Source organism: Halomonas sp. SCS19, assembly GCF_040147015.1.
GTDB lineage: Bacteria > Pseudomonadota > Gammaproteobacteria > Pseudomonadales > Halomonadaceae > Halomonas > Halomonas litopenaei.
The window spans coordinates 1,417,434-1,436,364 of sequence record NZ_JAMSHN010000001.1 but is presented as its reverse complement, the minus strand read 5'-3'; the positions used below and the strand labels follow the sequence as shown (position 1 = coordinate 1,436,364).

The 18,931-nt window shown below is 65.3% G+C and carries 19 protein-coding genes, 1 tRNA gene and 1 pseudogene; 9 read left to right on the top strand and 12 right to left on the bottom strand.

Annotated elements, in window-relative coordinates:
• Positions 1 to 79: 79 nt before the first annotated feature.
• The gene (locus tag NFH97_RS06060; RefSeq protein ID WP_253555189.1) at positions 80 to 1,111 is read right to left on the bottom strand and encodes an NADP(H)-dependent aldo-keto reductase; all 1,032 of its coding nucleotides are present in this window, start codon (positions 1,109 to 1,111) and stop codon (positions 80 to 82) included.
• Between the two features lie 258 nt (positions 1,112 to 1,369).
• Here NFH97_RS06060 and NFH97_RS06055 point away from each other — a divergent pair.
• Positions 1,370 to 1,825: pseudogene (locus NFH97_RS06055) on the top strand (tetratricopeptide repeat protein); the annotation flags it as partial.
• A gap of 321 nt (positions 1,826 to 2,146) precedes the next feature.
• Positions 2,147 to 2,653: a hypothetical protein gene (locus tag NFH97_RS06050; protein WP_108131597.1), complete on the top strand. Its 507-nt coding sequence runs from the start codon at positions 2,147 to 2,149 to the stop codon at positions 2,651 to 2,653.
• A gap of 202 nt (positions 2,654 to 2,855) precedes the next feature.
• Here the strand turns inward: NFH97_RS06050 and NFH97_RS06045 are convergent, their stop codons facing one another.
• The 7 genes from NFH97_RS06045 to NFH97_RS06015 form a co-directional block, all read right to left on the bottom strand.
• Positions 2,856 to 3,824: an NAD(P)H-quinone oxidoreductase gene (locus tag NFH97_RS06045; protein WP_108131193.1), complete on the bottom strand. Its 969-nt coding sequence runs from the start codon at positions 3,822 to 3,824 to the stop codon at positions 2,856 to 2,858.
• Positions 3,825 to 3,890: 66 nt separating this feature from the next.
• Complete coding sequence (locus tag NFH97_RS06040) at positions 3,891 to 4,442, bottom strand: LOG family protein (protein WP_287163319.1); 552 nt, start codon at positions 4,440 to 4,442, stop codon at positions 3,891 to 3,893.
• A gap of 54 nt (positions 4,443 to 4,496) precedes the next feature.
• Positions 4,497 to 5,018: a DUF501 domain-containing protein gene (locus NFH97_RS06035; protein ID WP_108131195.1), complete on the bottom strand. Its 522-nt coding sequence runs from the start codon at positions 5,016 to 5,018 to the stop codon at positions 4,497 to 4,499.
• Positions 5,002 to 5,316, bottom strand: a complete 315-nt coding sequence (locus tag NFH97_RS06030; RefSeq protein WP_045991351.1) for a hypothetical protein — start codon at positions 5,314 to 5,316, stop codon at positions 5,002 to 5,004. The genes NFH97_RS06035 and NFH97_RS06030 overlap by 17 nt, the downstream gene beginning before the upstream one ends.
• A gap of 99 nt (positions 5,317 to 5,415) precedes the next feature.
• Positions 5,416 to 5,883, bottom strand: coding sequence for a Cys-tRNA(Pro) deacylase (ybaK, locus tag NFH97_RS06025; protein WP_045991350.1), 468 nt, complete (start codon positions 5,881 to 5,883; stop codon positions 5,416 to 5,418).
• Between the two features lie 2 nt (positions 5,884 to 5,885).
• The gene (locus tag NFH97_RS06020; protein WP_045991349.1) at positions 5,886 to 6,290 is read right to left on the bottom strand and encodes an acyl-CoA thioesterase; all 405 of its coding nucleotides are present in this window, start codon (positions 6,288 to 6,290) and stop codon (positions 5,886 to 5,888) included.
• Positions 6,291 to 6,426: 136 nt separating this feature from the next.
• Positions 6,427 to 7,230 (bottom strand): hypothetical protein, encoded by an 804-nt coding sequence (locus NFH97_RS06015; RefSeq protein ID WP_287163318.1) that lies wholly within the window; start codon positions 7,228 to 7,230, stop codon positions 6,427 to 6,429.
• Positions 7,231 to 7,292: 62 nt separating this feature from the next.
• Between NFH97_RS06015 and NFH97_RS06010 the strand changes: the two genes are divergently transcribed.
• Complete coding sequence (locus NFH97_RS06010; RefSeq protein ID WP_249743018.1) at positions 7,293 to 7,628, top strand: hypothetical protein; 336 nt, start codon at positions 7,293 to 7,295, stop codon at positions 7,626 to 7,628.
• A gap of 8 nt (positions 7,629 to 7,636) precedes the next feature.
• Here the strand turns inward: NFH97_RS06010 and NFH97_RS06005 are convergent, their stop codons facing one another.
• Positions 7,637 to 8,071, bottom strand: a complete 435-nt coding sequence (locus NFH97_RS06005) for a hypothetical protein (RefSeq protein WP_287163453.1) — start codon at positions 8,069 to 8,071, stop codon at positions 7,637 to 7,639.
• A gap of 83 nt (positions 8,072 to 8,154) precedes the next feature.
• Here NFH97_RS06005 and NFH97_RS06000 point away from each other — a divergent pair, with 83 nt between their 5' ends.
• On the top strand, positions 8,155 to 9,339 hold the full coding sequence (locus NFH97_RS06000) for a MalY/PatB family protein (RefSeq protein WP_287163316.1): 1,185 nt from the start codon (positions 8,155 to 8,157) through the stop codon (positions 9,337 to 9,339).
• A 104-nt stretch (positions 9,340 to 9,443) separates the two neighbouring features.
• On the opposite strand, the gene NFH97_RS05995 is transcribed toward NFH97_RS06000, so the two are convergent.
• The gene (locus NFH97_RS05995; protein WP_287163315.1) at positions 9,444 to 10,388 is read right to left on the bottom strand and encodes a thioredoxin family protein; all 945 of its coding nucleotides are present in this window, start codon (positions 10,386 to 10,388) and stop codon (positions 9,444 to 9,446) included.
• Positions 10,389 to 10,791: 403 nt separating this feature from the next.
• A tRNA-Met gene (locus NFH97_RS05990) sits at positions 10,792 to 10,868 on the bottom strand.
• A gap of 369 nt (positions 10,869 to 11,237) precedes the next feature.
• On the opposite strand from NFH97_RS05990, the gene phbB reads away from it, so the two are divergent.
• Positions 11,238 to 11,984, top strand: a complete 747-nt coding sequence (gene phbB, locus NFH97_RS05985) for an acetoacetyl-CoA reductase (RefSeq protein ID WP_045991345.1) — start codon at positions 11,238 to 11,240, stop codon at positions 11,982 to 11,984.
• Between the two features lie 150 nt (positions 11,985 to 12,134).
• On the opposite strand, the gene NFH97_RS05980 is transcribed toward phbB, so the two are convergent.
• Positions 12,135 to 14,912 (bottom strand): DUF349 domain-containing protein, encoded by a 2,778-nt coding sequence (locus tag NFH97_RS05980; RefSeq protein ID WP_287163314.1) that lies wholly within the window; start codon positions 14,910 to 14,912, stop codon positions 12,135 to 12,137.
• Between the two features lie 258 nt (positions 14,913 to 15,170).
• On the opposite strand from NFH97_RS05980, the gene minC reads away from it, so the two are divergent.
• The 4 genes from minC to sbcB all read left to right on the top strand — a co-directional run bounded on the left by minC (position 15,171) and on the right by sbcB (position 18,862).
• The gene (gene minC / locus NFH97_RS05975) at positions 15,171 to 15,911 is read left to right on the top strand and encodes a septum site-determining protein MinC (protein WP_045991343.1); all 741 of its coding nucleotides are present in this window, start codon (positions 15,171 to 15,173) and stop codon (positions 15,909 to 15,911) included.
• Positions 15,912 to 16,083: 172 nt separating this feature from the next.
• On the top strand, positions 16,084 to 16,905 hold the full coding sequence (gene minD / locus NFH97_RS05970) for a septum site-determining protein MinD (protein WP_045991342.1): 822 nt from the start codon (positions 16,084 to 16,086) through the stop codon (positions 16,903 to 16,905).
• Complete coding sequence (gene minE / locus NFH97_RS05965) at positions 16,902 to 17,156, top strand: cell division topological specificity factor MinE (protein WP_045991341.1); 255 nt, start codon at positions 16,902 to 16,904, stop codon at positions 17,154 to 17,156. Before minD ends, minE begins: the two co-directional genes overlap by 4 nt.
• Positions 17,157 to 17,371: 215 nt before the next feature.
• The gene (sbcB, locus tag NFH97_RS05960) at positions 17,372 to 18,862 is read left to right on the top strand and encodes an exodeoxyribonuclease I (RefSeq protein ID WP_108448491.1); all 1,491 of its coding nucleotides are present in this window, start codon (positions 17,372 to 17,374) and stop codon (positions 18,860 to 18,862) included.
• Positions 18,863 to 18,931: the final 69 nt, after the last annotated feature.

Here is an 18,931-nt window from a genome sequence, read left to right as displayed (position 1 = left end):
ATAGTAAAGAGGGCATGCCTGCCGGCAAGGGCAGGCGTTGTTCTCTACTTGAGGCCGGGGCTGGGGGGGCGAGGCCGCTTCAGGGGCTGGGGTTGGGCAGCCTGTGATGGATGGCCTCGATGCCTTCGATGACTTCGTCGGCCAGCACCAGGGCTTCCGAGGCGAGGTTGCTCTCGAGCTGCTCCATGGTGGTCGCGCCGATGATGTTGCTGGTCAGGAAGGAGCGCGAGTTGACGTAGGCCAGCGCCATCTGGGCCGGGTCCAGGGCGTGCTCGCGGGCCAGTTCGACGTAGGCGCGGGTGGCATCGATCGCCTGATCGGAACTGTAGCGGCTGAAGCGGTCCCACAGGGTCAGGCGGGCGCCAGGCGGACGGGCGCCGTCCAGATACTTGCCCGACAGCACACCGAAGGCCAGCGGTGAGTAGGCCAGCAGTCCCACCTGTTCGCGGTGAGCGATCTCTGCCAGCCCCACCTCGAAGGTCCGGTTGAGCAGGTTGTAGGGGTTCTGTATCGAGGCGACCCGCGGCAGGCCCAGGGACTCGGCCAGTTGCAGGCAGCGCATCACGCCCCAGGGTGTCTCGTTGGACAGACCCACGGCACGTACCTTGCCGGCATCGACCAGTTCCTTGAGGGCCGACAGTGTCTCTTCCAGATCGGTGGCCTGCTCGTCCTCGTCGTGGTTATAGCCCAGGCGACCGAAGAAGTTGGTCGAACGGTCCGGCCAGTGCAGCTGGTAGAGATCGACGTAGTCGGTGTTCAGGCGTGCAAGGCTTGCGTCGATGGCCTCATGAAGATGGGCGCGAGTCAGGCGAGGTCCGCCGCGGATGTGCTTGATACCGGGGCCGGCAGCCTTGGTGGCAATGACCACGTCGTCGCGGCTTTGGCGGCCCTTGAGCCAGGAGCCTACATAGCTCTCGGTCAGTCCCTGGGTGTCGGCCTTGGGCGGCACCGGGTACATCTCGGCGGCGTCGATGAAGTTGACGCCGAAGGCCACCGCGCGGTCGAGCTGGGCATGGGCCTCGGCCTCGGTGTTCTGCTCGCCGAAGGTCATGGTTCCAAGGCACAGGCGACTGACGTCGATGCCGGTGTTGCCAAGGGGACGGATCTGCATGGGGACTCCTTGTGGTAGGCCTTTGTCAGGGGGGCGCAGCGCCGCCGCCGGACCGTTTTTGCTGCAAAGCATCGAGATGGTACCTTTGGCCGACAGGGGTCGCCAAATCCCGGGGGTTGAGTCCGTATCGGGCCAGGCGTATGCTTGCCACCCCGTTGCCGCGGAGGAGTCCGTGGCACCGTCGATTCAACAGGAGATCGCCCGCGACACAGGAGGTGTCCGGTCCGACTTCCATCCTTTGGACTCAAGGTTGTTGCCATGCAGCAGGCATCGTCACTGAAGACGCGGCTCGAGTACCGTCTGGCCCAGCAGTTGTTTCACACTCGCTGGTTGCCCCGCTCGCCGCGAACCCAGAGGCTGACCATGCGTCTGTTTCAACGCTGTGCGGACGCCGGACACCCGGCAGCACTGTCGTTGTACGGGCACATGCTGTTTCACCGGTCACGGGCACCCCAGGACAAGGCACGCGGCGCTCGCTATGTGCTGCAGGCCGCCCATGGCGGGGACGTCAGGGCGCAGTACCAGGCAGGCCAGATCCACGAACATGGCTGCGCGCTGTACCCGGCGCGCCACGACCACGCCGTGACCTGGTACGCCCGGGCCGGGGAAGCGGGTCATGCGTTGGCGGCGGCGCGCCTGGAGCGCGCCTACCGGGATGGTGAGCTGTCGCTACCGGTGGATCCAGAGCGTGCCGCCTACTGGGCGGTGCTGGCTTCTCCAGGGCAGGCCTCGTCAGAGCAAACCTTGGCACGGCAGGCCTCGCCAGGTTCGGCCAATAGCGCCCTGGCCAATGGACAGCCTGTTCCGGGGCAGTCCACCAGGCAAGACGGTGTCACGCTGGACAAAGCGGAAGCCCAACAGCGACACTAGAGGTATCAGGCGCGACGGTTGGGTCGCGCACGGGTCCCGGTGAGGCCGAGACGAGCGGCGGTTCAGGATTCCCTGGCCGCCGCTGGTAGTTTGGGCCTCGGGTACGGTTTTCGTTGTCGGGTGACGTCGGGGAGGCGTTTTGGCCGACTGTCACGACGAGGTTTGCTGCCTGTGGTGTTACCGACTCTGCTGGATATCGAAGCCTCTGGATTCGGGCGCGGCAGCTACCCGATCGAGATCGGCCTGGCGCGGCCGGATGGCAGCTGCTGCGCCTTTCTGATTCAGCCCCTCGAGGAATGGACCCACTGGGATCCCAAGGCCGAGCTGCTGCACGGGATATCCCGGGCCCGGCTCGAGCGCGAGGGCTATCCGGTACGTCACGTCGCCCGTTGGCTTAACGATGAGCTGCACGATATCGGCATCGCCTACAGCGATAGCTGGGGGTACGACAACACCTGGATGTCGCTGCTGTTCCACCACGCCGGCATGATTCCCGCCTTCCGCCTGGAAGCGCTGCGGCGGTTGCTCGACGAGACCCAGATGGCGATGTGGAGCGACATCAAGGAGTCGGTGATCGAGGAGCGGGGCATCCAGCGCCATCGCGCCGGCGAGGACGCCCGGCTTCTGCAGTTGACCTTTGCCCGCACCCAGGAGCTCAGCGCGCGCCGCTGACGCTCACTGTTTATCGCTCTCGCTGACGCTCACTCTTTCTCGCGTTCTTTGTCGCACTCTTTGCTTCGCCATGGCGCCGCTCTATGTGGCGCCGCTCTCTATGGAGCTGTTGGGAGCCTGCCTACCTGAACAGTTACCCACAGCCGGTCCGACTGACCGTCTGTGGATAACGTGCGCTGGTGTGAACCTTCAGGGAGCGAGATCAATCGGCGGCGACACGCAGCAGCAGCTTGCCGGTGTTGGCATTGTCGGCGAGGTGTTGGTGGGCGGCCTCGACCTCCTCGATGGGCCAGTCGGCGTCGATCAGCGGAGCGAGTTCGCCGCGCTCGAGCCTTGGCCATACGTGGCGAGCGAGTTCACCCAGAATCCTGCCCTTGTCTTCCGGTGACCTGGCCCGCAGGGTCGAGCCGATCAGGCGCTGGCGCTTCATCAGCAGGCGGCCGATATCGAGCTCGGCGTGGCGTCCGCCCATCAGCCCGATCACCACCATTCGTCCATCGGCGGCCAGCACCCGTTGATTGTCGGCCAGATAGCTGGCCCCCACCGGGTCGAGGATCAGGTTGACCTCGCCGAATGCCTTGACCGCCTCGACGAAACTGCCCTGGTGGCGGTTCCAGCCCGCCCTGGCACCCAGCGACAGGCAGCGCTTGAGCTTTTCATCGCTGCCCACGGTGACAAAGCAGGGGTGACCGAACTCGCGGCACAGCTGGATCGCGGCGGTACCGACGCCGCTGGCGGCGGCATGCAGCAGCACCTGCTCGCCTTCGGCGAGTTGGCCTTCGATGAACAGGTTCAGCCAGGCGGTGGCGTAGACCTCCGGCAGGGCGGCGGCCTCGCGCAGGCCAAGGCCATCGGGCACCGGCAGCACCTGGCGTTCGTCCACGCAGACCTTCTCGGCGTAGCCGCCACCGGCGAGCAGCGCGCACACTTGCTGTCCAACCTGGAGCTTTTCGACCTCGGGGCCGAGCGCCACCACGCTACCGCTGACTTCCAGTCCCAGCACCTCGGAGGCGCCTGGGGGCGGTGGGTACTGACCGGCGCGCTGCATCAGGTCGGCGCGATTGACGCCGGCCCAGGCCACCTCGATATGCACTTCTCTGGCCTGGGGGGCGGGGAGATCGTCGGTGGACCGCCAGATCAGGCGGTCGCCGTCTTGCTGCATGGCGTACATCGGACATCCTCCATGATGAAATGAGAGGTCGACGAGGCGGCTGAGAAGCCGCCTGGACGCAGGAGCCTAGCGCTTGTCCAGGCGGGCCTCGAGCGCCTCCAGCAGGGCGTCGGGGTTGGCTGCACTGATCAGCGTATCGAGCGTGGCGGTGTCGAGAAAGCCCTGGTCCACCCCGGCGTGGAGGAACGTAAGCAAAGGGCGATAGAAGGCGCAAGTGTCGAGAATGCCGATGGGCTTGGCGTGTAGGCCGAGGTAGCGCCAGGTCCAGGTCTCGAAGAATTCCTCCAGGGTGCCGATCCCGCCCGGCAGCATCACGAAGGCGTCGGCGTTGGCCGCCATCTGGGCCTTGCGCTCGTGCATGTCGCCGACACGAATCAGCTCGGTCAGGCCATCGTGGGCCAGTTCCCGGTCAACCAGGTGGTGGGGCATGACCCCGATGACCTGGCCACCGGCCTCCAGGGTGGCATCGGCCAGCGCGCCCATCAGGCCGACACTGGCGCCACCGTAGACCAGGCCATGGCCGCGTTCGGCCAGGCGCCGGCCGAAGGCGCGGGTATCTTCGAGAAAGCGGGGATCTTCGCCCTGGCGTGAACCAAGATAGACACAGATCTGGGCCATGGAACGTTCTTCCTGTCGCGGCGTGAAGGGGGAGAGCGCTTGTCTGCGAGCAGCTCAGGGCAATAGATCGATGATGCCGTAGTGCTCGTCGACCCACTGGCCGATCACATTGTTGCCGCACAGGTGATGGGCGTACTGGGTGTGCAGGCAGCGCACCTGATCGTGGTTGGCGATGCCGCCGATGCCGCGTTCACGCAGCACCTTGTCATAGCCCAGACGCTCGACCTCGGCACGCTGCCCGGCGCTCATGTGCGCCCAGCGGGTGGCGATGTAGTCCTGGTGGCTTGCATGGTAGGCCGCACGGAAGTCGTCATCTTCCTTTAGCCGGGCCTCCAGCGACTTGATCACGCCGGCTGCCTCGATCCGTGACAGCTCCACCTTGAGCAGCTCGGAGCTTAGCCAGAACAGGGTGGGAAACGGCTTGCCGTCGACGATCGGGGCCATGCGCAGCACCAGCGGAGTGCCTTCGCCGTCGGTGGCGGCAAGGGCCTCGATGCCGCGGGGCTCGCGACCGAGCTGCTCGGCGATGATCGCCGTCTGGGCGGCATCGGGGGGCGTGTCAGGACGGATCACCATCGGGGTTGTCTCTTACGAATTTGGTGGAGCGCCCCACCGCGCGAAAGAAGGCACGATTGAGCTGTTCCGGGGTGGGGACGTAGGCCTGCTCGCGCTCGATGAACTCGGCGCCGCGTGCGATCAGCACGTCGTAGAGGCGATTGAACGGGGCATCATAATCGTAGGGATCGGCGCCGAACAAGCGAATGTGCGGATAGTCGGCGAAGCGCTCGAGGAAGAAGGCTTCCAGGCTGGCCTCGGCGGCGCGATGGCGGACCTTGTCGTCCGGGTCCAGCCACAGGGTGTAGCGGATCGCCATGGGCACCTCTGGTGTCGATATGGCTCCACCCTAGCATTTTTGCCATTTTGACGCTTGTTCGGCCGGTCTTTTTACCGGGAACGGGGCTGTCTCGAAGGGCTATCTCGCCAGCGCCACCACCTGGGCATCGGTCAGCGCGATCAAGTCGTCCGGGGCCAGGGTGATTTCCAGGCCGCGGCGTCCGCCGCTGACGTGGATCTGGCTGTGGTCGTGACAGCTGTCATCGATAAAGGTGGCCAGACGCTTCTTCTGACCCAGCGGGCTGATGCCGCCGACCACATAGCCGGTGGCTCGTTCGGCCGCTTCAGCCTCGGCCATGGCGGCCTTGCGACCCTTGGCCGCCTTGGCCAGGGTCTTGAGGTCGAGCTTGCGCGACACCGGCACGATGGCCACCACCAGGCGCTGGCCATCGATGCTGGCCAGCAGGGTCTTGAACACCGCCGCGGGGTCCAGCCCCAGCGCCTCGGCCGCCTCCTCGCCGTAGGCCGGCGAGCGCGGGTCATGCTCGTAGCTGAGGGTGGAAAACGGTCTGCCGGCCTTTTCCAGCGTCTTGACGGCAGGGGTCATGGTCAGGCGATCTCCGGTTCGTGAAGGTGCTCCATCAGGGCTTCGCGCAGTTCGCCTTCAATCGGCACCGCCTTCTTGGTCTGGTGGTCGAAGTGCACCAGCACGGTGTGGCCGAGATTGGTCAGCTCGCCCTTCTGGTGGGCTTCCTGGGTCACGGTGAAGGAGCTGTTGCCCAGGCGTGACAGGTAAGTGCGAACCTCGATGTCATGGCCATAGTGGAGTTCGGCGCGATAGTCGATCTCCATGCGTGCCATGATCAACCGCCACTTGGCCGGGTCCAGGTCCGGGGTGAACAGGCGGAAGAGGTCGTTGCGTGCCAGCTCGAACCAGGCCGGCAGGCGGGTATTGTTGACGTGACCGAGGGCGTCGGTGTCGTAGAAGGCGGGCTCGATGGTGCGGGTCAGCATAGGGCGTTCTCGTTTGTTGTGGTGGTGATGTCAGGGTTTCAGGATTATCCCAAGCAAGCGCTAGGTCAAGATGCGGGCGTCGGCGCGCCCGTCTTGGCTCAACGCTTGGCTCAGCCTTTAGCTCAGCCCTTGTCTCTCAACTTCGGCGGCCTGCCCACCACTGCTGCACTCGCATCCACGACAACAGCCATAGGGTGGCGGCGGCGAAGCCCAGCAGGGTGCCTGGCCACAGGCCGAGGCTTGCGTAGGTCAGTGACACCACCAGGGCGTAGCACAGAAGCGAGCCCAGGCCCGCAGGATAGTGCTTGATGACCGTGGCCACCGGCGCTGCCCCCTGGGTCAGGTGGAGGATCACCAGGAACGGGTACATGGTCACCGGGAACGCCGCCATGACCCCGGCCCAGGCGCTCGGCACCACATGGGCGAGGCCGGTGATCAGGAAGATGATACCCGCGGCGAGCCCTGCCCGCAGCGCCAGCGCCGGCCAGGAGAAACCGCCCTTGGGGGTGGCCTTGACGTCGGGGACCCGGCGATACAGCCAGGTGAAGACGATGATGGCGACCAGGGTGGTGAGGGTGCCACCGAGGCGGCTGAAATCGACCTGGGTCAGCAGGCTGCTGGCGGCGAGCCAGGCGGCAAGGCCACCCGCGGTTCCCTGGGCCACGCCCTTGAGCCCGTCACCGCGTGCGGCCAGCAGGTAGCCGCCGCCCAGTGCCAGGGTCGCGGTGAAGCCGGCCAGGGTGTGTACGGCGCTGTCGCTGGCGAACTGGGGCGACAGCTCCAGGCCAATGAAGAACAGTGCGATGGCGGTGCCCAGTGGGTAGCCGGAGAGCAGGCCGGCGACCCGGGTGCTGACCCGTTCGGCGATGACCGACAGGCCAAGCACGACGCCGACGGAGATAAGCAGTTTGGCCAGTTGCCAATGAAGGGGGACGTCCATGAGGGGAGGGGGTTCCTTGGGTTATCGTAGGTATCTGGTGACCAGGTTCAAGCGAGATGACCATGACCGAGCTGTCGCCGCCCCCGAGGCCAGAGCGCTGCGAGCTGTGCGCGCGAGGGGCGCCCCTGACCAAGCATCATCTGATACCGCGTTCGCTGCACGGCAAGGCGCGCTATCGCAAGCGCCACGATCGCGTCGAGCGCCTGACGGCGATCCTGTGGGTGTGCCATGGCTGCCACCGCCATCTTCACGCGCTGCTGAGCGAGCGTGAGCTGGCCGACCATTATCGCAGCCGCGAGGCGCTGCTGGCACATCCGGAGATTCGTTCCTTCGTCGAATGGCTGTCGACCAAGCCCGACGGCTTTCGGCCGAAGCGGCCGACCCGGCGGCGTCGTTAGCGCGGTGCCTAGACCAGCCTGAGCCCCTGACGATCGACCCAGGCGGCGGTCACCGCGGCCGCCAGTGGTTGGCGAAGGTGTTCCGGCAGGGCGTCGACGGCGGCGTCGCGGCTGTCGAAGGTGCGATTGCGCAGCCAGCAGTAGGCCCAGGCGCAGGCCTCGGGCTCATCGCCGGGTGTCGGCCGGGCAGGCATCTGGACCAGCAGGAACAGCGCGGTACGCACCGCCCAGTGGGGTGGGATCTCGTCGTTGTCGGCGGCGGCCCAGCGCTCCAGTGTGGCGCCGTCCGGGGTCTCTCCCGGGTCGCCGAGGCCGGCGACCCGGGCGGTTTCTGCCAGGATCAGCGCCAGGCGATCGGGGTCGCCGCGTCCAAGCGCCAGCCACTGGCCGATCAGGGCAGGCATTCCTCGGCATACCTTGGCGAAGAATCCGTGATGCGGCATGGTGCTTGTCATGGGGGAAGCGTCCTTCAAGTGCTTGGCCAGGGTATCCTGGCAACCGACCAGCCATCGTCAGGGAGATGACCATGAAACCCGATTTTGCCACGCCGATCGATCGACGACAGCCCCGCGGTGATGATCGTTCGCCACATTGGCCGTCACAGAAGTGGCACCGCCACGGTGATGACGTCCTGCCGCTGTGGGTCGCGGACATGGACTTCCGCTCGCCCGAGGCGGTGGTCGAGGCGCTGTCGGCGCGCATCGATCACGGCGTCTTTGGCTACGGTCTGGTGGCGGAAAGTCTGGAACAGACGCTGATCGACTGGAGTGCCAGCCACTATGGCTGGGACATCGAGGCCCGCTGGCAGCACTGGCTGCCGGGGGTGGTACCGGCGTTGCACCTGGCGAGCCTGGCCTTTACCGAGCCTGGCGATGGGGTGCTGACGGTGACGCCTATCTATCCGCCGTTCTTGCAGGTGGCCAGGCGCACCGGGCGCCAGCCCCAGCAGGCAGCCATGCGCCCGCCCCAGGCGCCGGGCGAGCCCTGGTCGCTGGACCTCGAGGCGCTGGAGGCGGCGATCACCGAGCGGACCCGGCTGCTTCTGTGGTGCCAGCCCCACAACCCCACCGGACGAGCCTGGCGCCGCGAAGAGCTCGAAGGACTCGCCGAACTGGTCGAGCGTCATCGGTTGATCGTGGTCTCAGACGAGCTGCACTGCGACCTGCTGCTCGACGAAGGAGCGCGCCACCAGCCCCTGGCCGCCGCCTTCCCGGCGCTGGCCGATCGCATCATCACTCTGTGGGCGCCGTCCAAGACCTTCAATCTGGCTGGGCTGACCGCTGCCTGCGCGATTTGCCCCGACGCCGGCCTGAGAAAGCGCTTTCGTGATACCGCCAAGGGATTGATGCCGGACGCCAATGTGCTCGGGCTGGTGGCGGCTGAGGCCGCCTATCGCCACGGCGAGCCCTGGCGCCAGGAGTTGTTGACGGTACTGCGTGGCCACCGCCAGACGCTGGTCGAGCGCGTCGCTGGCTGGCCCGGCGTGGGCTTCAGCGCCCCCGAGTCGACCTATCTGGCCTGGCTCGATCTGCGCCAGTCGACCCTGGGTGGCGAGGAGTCGCCGGCCAAGGCATTGCTCGAGCGAGCCGGGGTCGCGCTGTCGGATGGCGCCGACTTCGGCTGGCCGGGCTTTGCGCGGCTCAATTTCGGCACCACGGCCACCCAGCTTGACGAGGCGCTGGCGCGCCTGGACCAGGTGTTGGGCGGCTGAGTGGCGCTGGCGTAATATCCTCGACAACGAAAACGGGGCCCTCGAAGGGGCCCCGTTTTCATGCTCAGGCGATGAGCGGCAAGGCGCTCGACGTCTCGATCCACTCAGTAGAGCAGGGCGAACAGCTTGCGGCGGTAGCTCACCGTCAGCGGATGATCGGCGCCGAGTGCGTCGAACACCCGCAGCAGGGTCTTGCGCGCCAGGTCGTCACCGTAGGCACGGTCGCGCTTCATCACTGCCAGCAAGCCTTCCAGACCGGGTTCATAGTCACCGTCGGCCACCTGGCGCAGTGCCCTCAGATAGTTGGCCTCGCTGTCGTCACGTCCCTCCAGGGCGGCCAGGGTCTCGGCGTCGGGCGCTTCTTCGCCGAACTCGATGCTGGCACGAACGCCGCGGGCCTCGGGACCGTCGCGGTCTTCCGGAGGTAGCGCGTCAAGCAGGGCGCGCGCTTCGTCAGTGCGACCTTCCGCCACCAGCACTCGGGCCATCTGAATCTGGTAGGCCAGGTGGTCGGGGTACTGCTGTGTCAGCTGCTGCAGGATCTCCAGCGCGGTGGCGGTGTCGCCCGCCGCCAGGGCTTGTTCGGCCTGTTCTTCGGGGCTTGCCGGAGCATCTTCCGGGGCCGGGAAGTAGCGGCCCAGCCACTCGCGAATTTCCTTTTCCGGCAAGGCGCCCTGGAAGTGGTCCACCAGACCGCCCTGGCTGATCAGCTTGACGTCGGGTACCGAGCGTACGCCGAGCTGGCCGGCGATGTCCTGGTTGTCGTCGATGTTGAGCTTGGCCAGCAGGAAGGTGCCGGCGTACTCGCGGGTCAGCTTTTCCAGCACCGGCATCAGGTTCTTGCAGGGCTCGCACCAGGGAGCCCAGCAGTCCAGCAGCACCGGGATGCGCATGGACAGCTCCAGCACCTGCTGAATGTTGCTGCGGTCGACGTCGAAGATCAGGTCGCTGTCGGCCGGCCCCTGGGACGCCGCGGCGGCACCCTGGGCGGGTTCGCTGCTCGGATCGCTGCTCAGAGGTTCGCCTGTACGAGGGTCGACGATGGGCATGGGACACAACCTTGTCAAAAGTGAATTGCCCTAAAGATGCGGGCGACGGCCACCGACTTCAAGGCGCCTGCCGATACGCCGGAGCATGCCTGGAATCGATGACTGGCCAGCGGTGTGCCCAAGACGCGGTAAAGGGCTGCGGCGACGGTCGATTCTTGACCGACTCGGGTTGATCGAGGTCAGCTCTTCGACGAAAGAAGGAGGGGTGGATGGCTAATCCGGGGACACGGAAGCGCCAAAAAATATCGAATTGGCACAGAAAAATTAAGATTTAATCAGGGGGCGGGCTTCGTAGTACAGCGATGCCGCAACGGCGTCTGGTGGCGAAGCGCTGGCCTCGGCCAGCACCGGACAGCCAACAAAAAAACGAGGCAGTCCCGAAGGACTGCCTCGTTTTCGTATTTGGTAGCGGGGACCGGATTTGAACCGATGACCTTCGGGTTATGAGCCCGACGAGCTACCAGACTGCTCCACCCCGCATCAACGAGGACGTAGTATACGGATAATTCTGGCTGCGTCAACCCTGTGCGATTTCGGGTGTGATGGGTCGTGCCGTTCGGGCGCTGTGGTCCATACTGGAGGGGCTGTCATGCAAATGTCAGTGCTAGACGCTAGCCTGGTGGATAGTCGTTGTGGACGTTGATTCGACGCAGTACCACGACGAAGGCCTGCCGAGGTAGGCAGGTGGGGCTGGGCGTCGCAGTGGCAGGAGGCCACCCGCGATCGCTCTGGGCCCGAGGTTCCTGGTTGCGCGAATGCGCAGCACCAGAGCATCCACTGCTATACATGCTTGCAACAACAAGTGCCGTCGCCAAGCGGCGGCGTGAAGGACAATCAGGGAGGTCGTCTATGACTCAGCAAAAGCCCGTCGCGTGGGTCACCGGTGGTACTGGTGGTATCGGAAGCTCAATCTGTCGCGAACTGGCGGATGCCGGCTATCAGGTAGTGGCCGGTTACAACAATCCTGACAAGGCCAAGACCTGGCTGGAGACCCAGAAGTCGGATGGCTATGACAATATCGACATCGCCGGCATCGATCTGACCGATTTCGAGGCCTGCCAGAATGGCGTCAAGGCGATCGAGGACCAGCATGGGCCGATCGCAGTGCTGGTTAATTGTGCCGGTATCACCAAGGATGGCACCTTGAAGAAGATGTCGGCGGACCAGTGGAACGTGGTCATCGACACCAACCTCAACAGCGTCTTCAATACCTGCCGCAGCGTGATCGAGAGCATGCTGGAGCAGGGCTACGGACGGATCATCAACATTTCGTCCATCAACGGCCGCAAGGGTCAGTTCGGCCAGGTGAACTATTCCGCCGCCAAGGCCGGCATGCACGGTCTGACCATGGCGCTGGCGCAGGAAACTGCGACCAAGGGCATCACCGTCAACACCATCTCGCCTGGCTATATCGCCACCGACATGATCATGAAGATTCCGGAGAAGGTGCGCGAGGCCATTCGCGAGACCATCCCGATGAAGCGGTACGGCACGCCGGAAGAGATCGGCCGCCTGGTCAATTTCCTGGCCAGCAAGGACAACGGTTTTATCACCGGTGCCAATATCGACATCAATGGCGGTCAGTTCATGGGCTGACAGACGTCGCGCCGGGCTCACGAGGCTCGGCGATGTACATTTCGCCAGAAACCACGATGCGAGGCCAAAAGGCCTCGCATCGTGGTTTTCAGGGGTTGAAAGAGTTCAGGGGTTGAAAGAGGGGGGAAGGCACGGCAAGCCGTGCATCGCTCAGGGTGGTGGCAGTTGACTCAGCCCATCCAGCAGGGCGTCGAGCTCCTGTACCTCGCGCTCCCACTGCTGGCGCGACACTGGACCGGTGGCCAGCAGCCCACACAGTACCGAGATCAGCTCGTCTTCCCGGCTCGGCGCCTGGCCAAGGCTATCGTTGAGGCGGTCGACCTGGATCGCCAGGCGCAGTGGCTCGTCCTGGTGGCCGATCGGATGGCCCGCCAGGAGCGCCAGGTGCACCCGCAGTCGTGCCAGACGCTCGGCGACTTCCTCCGCTGGAGCAGGATCGCGTCGTGCGGCGTTGCGCTGTGCGTGGGCCTGTTTCAGCGCCGGCGGCAACGATAACGCGGCAGGAATCTCCACATCACTGCAGAGGCGACCGGCGAGGCAGTCATCGTCTGCTTCAAGGTGCTCGAGAATCAGCGGTTTGACCTCGCGCCAACGACCGACGACCTCTGCCACGGAGAGCCGCTCCAGGCGCTCGCGCCGAGCCCGTACGATGCCGGTCCAGCGCTTGCGCATGCCTTCGGTGCGCCGGCCCGATGGCAGCGGTTCCAGCGCGCTGGCCTCATCCACCGCCTTGTCCAGCCAGTCGGCCTCGCTGCTTGCCGCGGGTTGCCAGGCATCGATGCGGTCGATCAGGGCCTGCATCTGTTCCAGGCGCTCGCGAGCACGCTGGGCACGATCATCGCGCTCGGCGTCACGCTGGGCGAAGATCTGGTCGCATAGTTGGCGGAATTCTCGCCACAGGGTCTGCTCCTCGCCCTTGGGCGCGCGCCCCAGTTCGCGCCAGCGCTGTTGCAGTGCCTTGGCCTGGTCGGCTCGCTGGCGTGCCGGCAGTCGTGCATCGACCAGCGCTCGGGCCTGGTCGATCACCTCACGCTTGGCGTCGGCGATCTCGTTGGCGCGGCGATCGATCAGCGCCTGCAACTGGTGCCGGATGCGGCCGAAGCGTCGTCCGATGGCCTCAGCGTGATCGCGCGGGACAGGGGCGGTGCGGCGCCACTGTTCCCTGGCCTGGTCGCGGATCTCGCGCAGCGCGTCGGGGTCGGCCTGGGCGGCGGGCTGCTCCAGAAGGGCCTCGATCTGCTCGCACAGCGCTTCGCGTTCTGCCAGGTTGGCCTCGCGCAGGCGCTGTTGTTGTTCACGCCAGGCCTTGAGCGACTCGCGAATACGTTCGGAGGTTGCCCGAAAGCGCTCGGACTGCTCGCGGTTGGCCGCGGCGTCGCCCAGTGCCTTCCACTCCTTGACCAGCTGGCGATGGCGGCGGTCACGGTCACGGTCGGTGAGGGTGGCTTCCTGCTCCAGGGCCTCGATGGCCTGGCACAGTTGCTCGCGCTTGGGACCGGCGACGAAGCCGCGCCAGTCACGCAGTTCGGCGAGTCGTGCGCCGAGGCGCTTGAGTCGAGACTGCTGGGCACCGGCCGAGGACGGCAGCTGATCGGCGAGGTGGCGAAGCCGCTGGTGCAGGCGGCTTGCTCCCTTGAAGGTACCCTCGTCGAGCAGCGCCTCGAGACGATCCAGTTCCTCATCGAAGCGTGTGAGCTGGGACTCCGACGGTTCGTCTCCGGAAAGATCCTTCTCCAGGCGAAGATGGTGTCGGGCACGTTCGAGCCTCGGGTCTGGCGGCAGACCTTCGGGCCACTTGCAGTCGCTCACCAGCTGCTTGAGCGCAGCCTCGTCGCCGGCCCTGATGGCTTCCTCCAGCGGCAGGGCGCGCTCGACCAGGCGCTGGTGGGCCTGGTTGATGGCGTCGTAGTTCTTCAAGGCCTTGTCGTAGCGCTGGCGCAGGCCGTCGTCGGCCAGGTGGATCTCGGACAGTGCCTGCCAGCGGTTGGCCATCAACTGCTTCTGAGCGCGCAGGCTGGCAAGGTCCTGTTCACCGACATATTCGCCCTGATAGAGCGCGGCCAGGCTTTCTTCCAGCGCCATGACCAGTGCCTCTCGGTCCTGGTCGGCCTGCTCGCGGCGCTGTCGGTCGGCACGCAGGGCGTGTTCCTGGGCCTCGTGATCGTGAATCACCTTGCGACAGCGCAGGCTGGCCTCCTGGTAGCGCTGTTCCTGCCCGGCGTCGGGCAGATCCGCCAGTCGAGACCACTCGCGCTCCAGATGGCGGAAGCGCCCAGCGTAGAGAGGCTCCCAGGTGGCACGGGCGTGCTGCTCGAGACTGGCCAGCAGTTGCTCGCGTCGTTCCCGAGCCTGTTCCACGGCGTCGGCGTCGGCGCGCAGTCGACCCAGGCGTTCCTTGGCGTCGCGCACCACGTGGCGATCCCGGCGGGCCGCCTGGGCCAGCTGCTTGAGACCTTCCTCGGAGGTGACCCGCTCGGCGGCGGCGTGACGTACGGCGGCGATGCCGTTGTCGCAGGCCTGGCGAATCAGGGCGGCCTCGTCATCGAGCCTGGCCAGGGCGGCGAGTCGCAGCTGCTGGTTATCGCCCTGGAGGGCGATCTCCTCGAGCATCGCCGCGTCGTCCAGGGACTCGACGATCTGCTGGCGGCGGCCAAGTTCGATGCCGCCCTGGCGACCGATCAGCAGCGCGATGAGCTGACGATCCAGCTCGCGTGATCCTTTACCCTCGACGCGCAGCTCCAGCAGTCGCTGTGGGTCGTCCAGGCGTCTCGCCGCGGCGAGACGGACGTCGGGCTCGGTGTCCTGGACCAGGGTCTCGAGGGCCTCGCGTTGGCTCTGGGGGTCGAGCCGTTCGGCGGCGTCGCGTCGGACCTGTGGATCGGGATGTCGCCAGCGTGGCGAGAAAAGGCGGCGGAGGAGTCCGGGCATGGGGCTTCCTGCAAAGAAATAAAGAAAGGTGGCGAAACGGCTTCACCATCTTGTTATTGCGCCAGGCTAAGCCGGGCGTCGAGATAGAAAGTTTATCTAAGCATGCGCGCCACCATCAGAAAAGGCCTCAGCGCAGGGCTGTGGCTGATTGGAGACACTGACAGGAGGACAATTGAGGCTTATGATCGGTTGCAGGACCGGGGGCTCTGACTTAGCTTGAGATCATCCCCCGACCAACACCCGACGTGGAGTTCGGCAATGAGCCTCAAAGTGGACAGGGACAGCATGGCGTTTACGTTCAAGGGTGGGATGCTGCCCATGACGGTGATGGAGCTTTCCAGTGCGGATCCCGAGGAAATTCGCGATCAGCTCGCGGGCAAGCTCTCGCAGTCGCCAGCCTTCTTTCAGCACACCCCGGTGGTGCTCAGCGTCGAGAAGCTCGACGAACCTCACCTGGCCCTGGAACGTATCTGTGCGGTGTGCCGGGCGCACAAGCTGCTGCCGGTAGCGGTGCGCGGTGGTGCCGATCCGGTCAAGCAGTCCGCCTGGGCGCTCGGACTTGGCTGGTTCCCCCCCCAGGATGCCGCCCGTGCGCGTACCCTGGAAAGCGTTCCGGTGCAGGAAGACGAAGACGTCACCGTGGTCGAGGAAGTGGAGGCTGACGCGCCTCATGGCGGACGTATCTTTCGTGGCACCGTGCGTTCCGGCCAGCAGATCACCGCTCCCGACGGCGACCTGACCGTGATCGGTGCGGTCAATGCCGGGGCCGAGGTGCTGGCGGCGGGCAATGTCCACGTCTACGGTGCCCTCAGGGGGCGTGCCCTCGCTGGCATTCACGGCGACCACCAGGCAGGCATCTTCTGCCGTGAGCTGCATGCGGAGCTGTTGTCGGTGGCGGGCAACTACAAGCGTCTCGAAGATATCGACCCCCAACTGCTCGGCTCCTCCGTCCAGGTCGTGCTGACGGACGATCAGTTGGGGATCACCGCGCTGAAGTGAGCCTTCGGCTGGGCTTGTAAGGAGCCTTTAGCCGGGCTTGTGAAGCGCCTTCAGCGGGGCATTGCCGCATCAGCGGGCGCTTTAGCGCGGGACAGCGATTTTTATAAGGCCGTGCCTGGTCACTGCGGTGACCACACAGGACCAACAACTTTACGACGACAGGATGCGACACTTGGCCAAGATCATCGTTGTGACCTCCGGTAAAGGCGGGGTCGGCAAGACAACCAGTGCGGCAGCCATTGCCACCGGGCTGGCACTCAGAGGCAACAAGACGGTAGTGATCGACTTCGATGTCGGTCTGCGGAACCTCGACTTGATCATGGGCTGCGAGCGCCGTGTGGTCTACGACCTGGTCAACGTCATCCAGGGCGAGGCCGGGCTGAACCAGGCGCTAATCCGTGACAAGCGCGTGGACAACCTGCATATCCTTCCTGCCTCCCAGACTCGGGACAAGGATGCCTTGACACAGGAGGGCGTCGAGAAGGTGCTGGACACCCTGACCAAGGACTTCGACTACATACTGTGCGATTCACCCGCCGGTATCGAACGTGGTGCCCAGCTGGCCATGTACTTCGCCGACGAGGCCATCGTGGTGACCAACCCCGAGGTGTCTTCGGTGCGTGACTCCGACCGTATCCTTGGGCTGTTGTCATCGAAGACCCGGCGGGCCGAGCAGGGCAAGGACCCGATCAAGGAGCACCTGCTGATCACCCGCTACAACCCCGGACGGGTCGACCAGGGAGACATGCTGAATCTCGAGGACATTCGCGAGATCCTGGCCATCAACCTGGTAGGTTTGATTCCCGAGTCCGAGGCCGTGCTGAGAGCCTCCAACCAGGGGGTCCCGGTCACCCACGACGACAGCAGTGACGCTGGCCAGGCCTATATGGATACGGTCAGCCGCCTGATCGGAGAGGAGGTGCCCTTGCGCTTCCACGAGTATCAGAAGAAAAGCCTGCTGAGCCGCATGTTCGGAGGAGGAGGTCGCCGGTGAAACTACTCGATTTCCTGAAGCGCGAACGCAAGAAGTCCGCGTCTGTCGCCAAGGAGCGGCTGCAGATCATCGTGGCGCACCAGCGTAGCCAGCGGGGACAGCCTGACTTCCTGCCGATGCTGGAGAAGGAGTTGCTTGAGGTCATCCGCCGCTATGTCGAGGTGGACGACGATGCCATCAATATGTCGCTGGACAGCGAGGACAACTGCTCGGTGCTCGAGCTCAACGTGACCCTGCCGCGCAGCAGTTGATGCAGCGCCTGGTGTTGCTTGAACGTCGTGATATCGTCGATGCCACATCGCCGATGCGATATCGACAATGCCAGCCATCAAGATGACGCCCCTGGGGCGTCTTTCGTGTATTTCCTTCCCGCGCCGGACTCGACCTGTGATCGTGCAGGCTGAGCCCGGCGTTGGCCTGTGCTAGGCTGACGGGCCTTTGACGTACGCGTGGAGACCGCAATCCCATGGCGCAGCCGAAAGCCGCTCCGCTGACCTTTCTGTGGCACGACTACGAGACCTTTGGTGCCGATCCTCGGCGCGATCGTCCCTCGCAGTTCGCGGCCATCCGTACCGACGCCGAGTTCAACGAGATTGGCGAGCCGGTGGAGCTGTTCTGCAAGCCCGCCGATGATGCCTTGCCGCACCCCATGGCCTGCCTGATCACCGGTATTACGCCCCAGCAGGCGAGGCGCAACGGTGTGCCCGAAGCCGAGTTCGCCGGCGCCATCGTCGACGAGATGAGCGTCGCCGGGACCTGTGCGGTGGGCTACAACAGCCTGCGCTTCGACGATGAGGTCAGTCGTCACCTGTTTTACCGCAACCTGATCGACCCCTATGCACGGGAGTGGCAGAACGGCAATTCGCGCTGGGATCTGATCGACGTGGTGCGCGCCTTTCACGCCTTGAGGCCAGAGGGCATCGAGTGGCCAAGGCGCGAGGACGGCAGTCCCAGCTTTCGCCTGGAAGACCTGACCGCGGCCAACGGTATCGAGCATGCCGGCGCCCACGACGCCCTGGCCGATGTGCGCGCTACCATCGCCCTGGCGCGACTGTTGCGTGGCGCCAATGCCAACCTGTTCGACTACCTGCTGTCGCTCAGGGCCAAGCGTGAGGTGCGCAAACGCCTGGATACGACCCAGCGCAAGCCGGTGGTGCATATTTCCCGGCGCTATCCGGCCAGCCGTGCCTGCGGGTCTCTGGTGATGCCCCTGGCCGAACACCCGACCAATCCCAACGGCGTCATCGTCTACGACCTGTCGCTGGACCCTGCCGACATGCTCAGTCTCTCGGCCCAGGAGATTCGTGCTCGGGTATTCGTCAGCAATGACGACCTGGCCGAGGGCGAAAGCCGGATTCCGCTGAAGGTCGTGCACATCAACAAGTGTCCGGTGATCTTTCCGCCCAGTGCGCTCAAGGATGTGTCGGGGCCCCATCAGGGCGAGTATGGTGAGATCGTGGCGCGCATGGGGCTCGAGATGGACGCCTGTCGCGGTCACTACCAGCGGCTGGCCAAGGACCCCGATATCGTCGCCAAGGTGCAGGAGGTGTTCGCCGAGCCACCGCCGGAGCCGCCGAGGGATCCTGACCTGATGCTCTACTCCGGCGGGTTCTTCTCTCCTGCCGACCGCCAGCAGATGGAGCGCGTGCGTGCCATGGATCCCTGGGATCTGGTCGACGCCAGCTTTGCCTTCCAGGACCCGCGCCTCGAGGAGATGCTGTTTCGCTACCGCGCCCGCAGCTATCCGGACACCCTGACCGGCGAGGAGCAGGCGCGCTGGGAGACCTTCCGGTGGGAGCGGATGAACGACTCGGCGCTGGCGAGCCTGACGCTAAAGGACTTCGCGCGTGAAATCGAGCGTCTGAACCAGACCTCGCTGAGCGATCGCGAACGCCAGATCCTCGAGGAGATGGTGATGTTTGTGGAGTCGATCATGCCCGCCCAGGCGTTCGGCTAGGGGGCAGCCTGGCGCAGACGCACGGCGTCGCGCTGGCCGTGTCGGGCATCATCAATATGGCGCCATGAA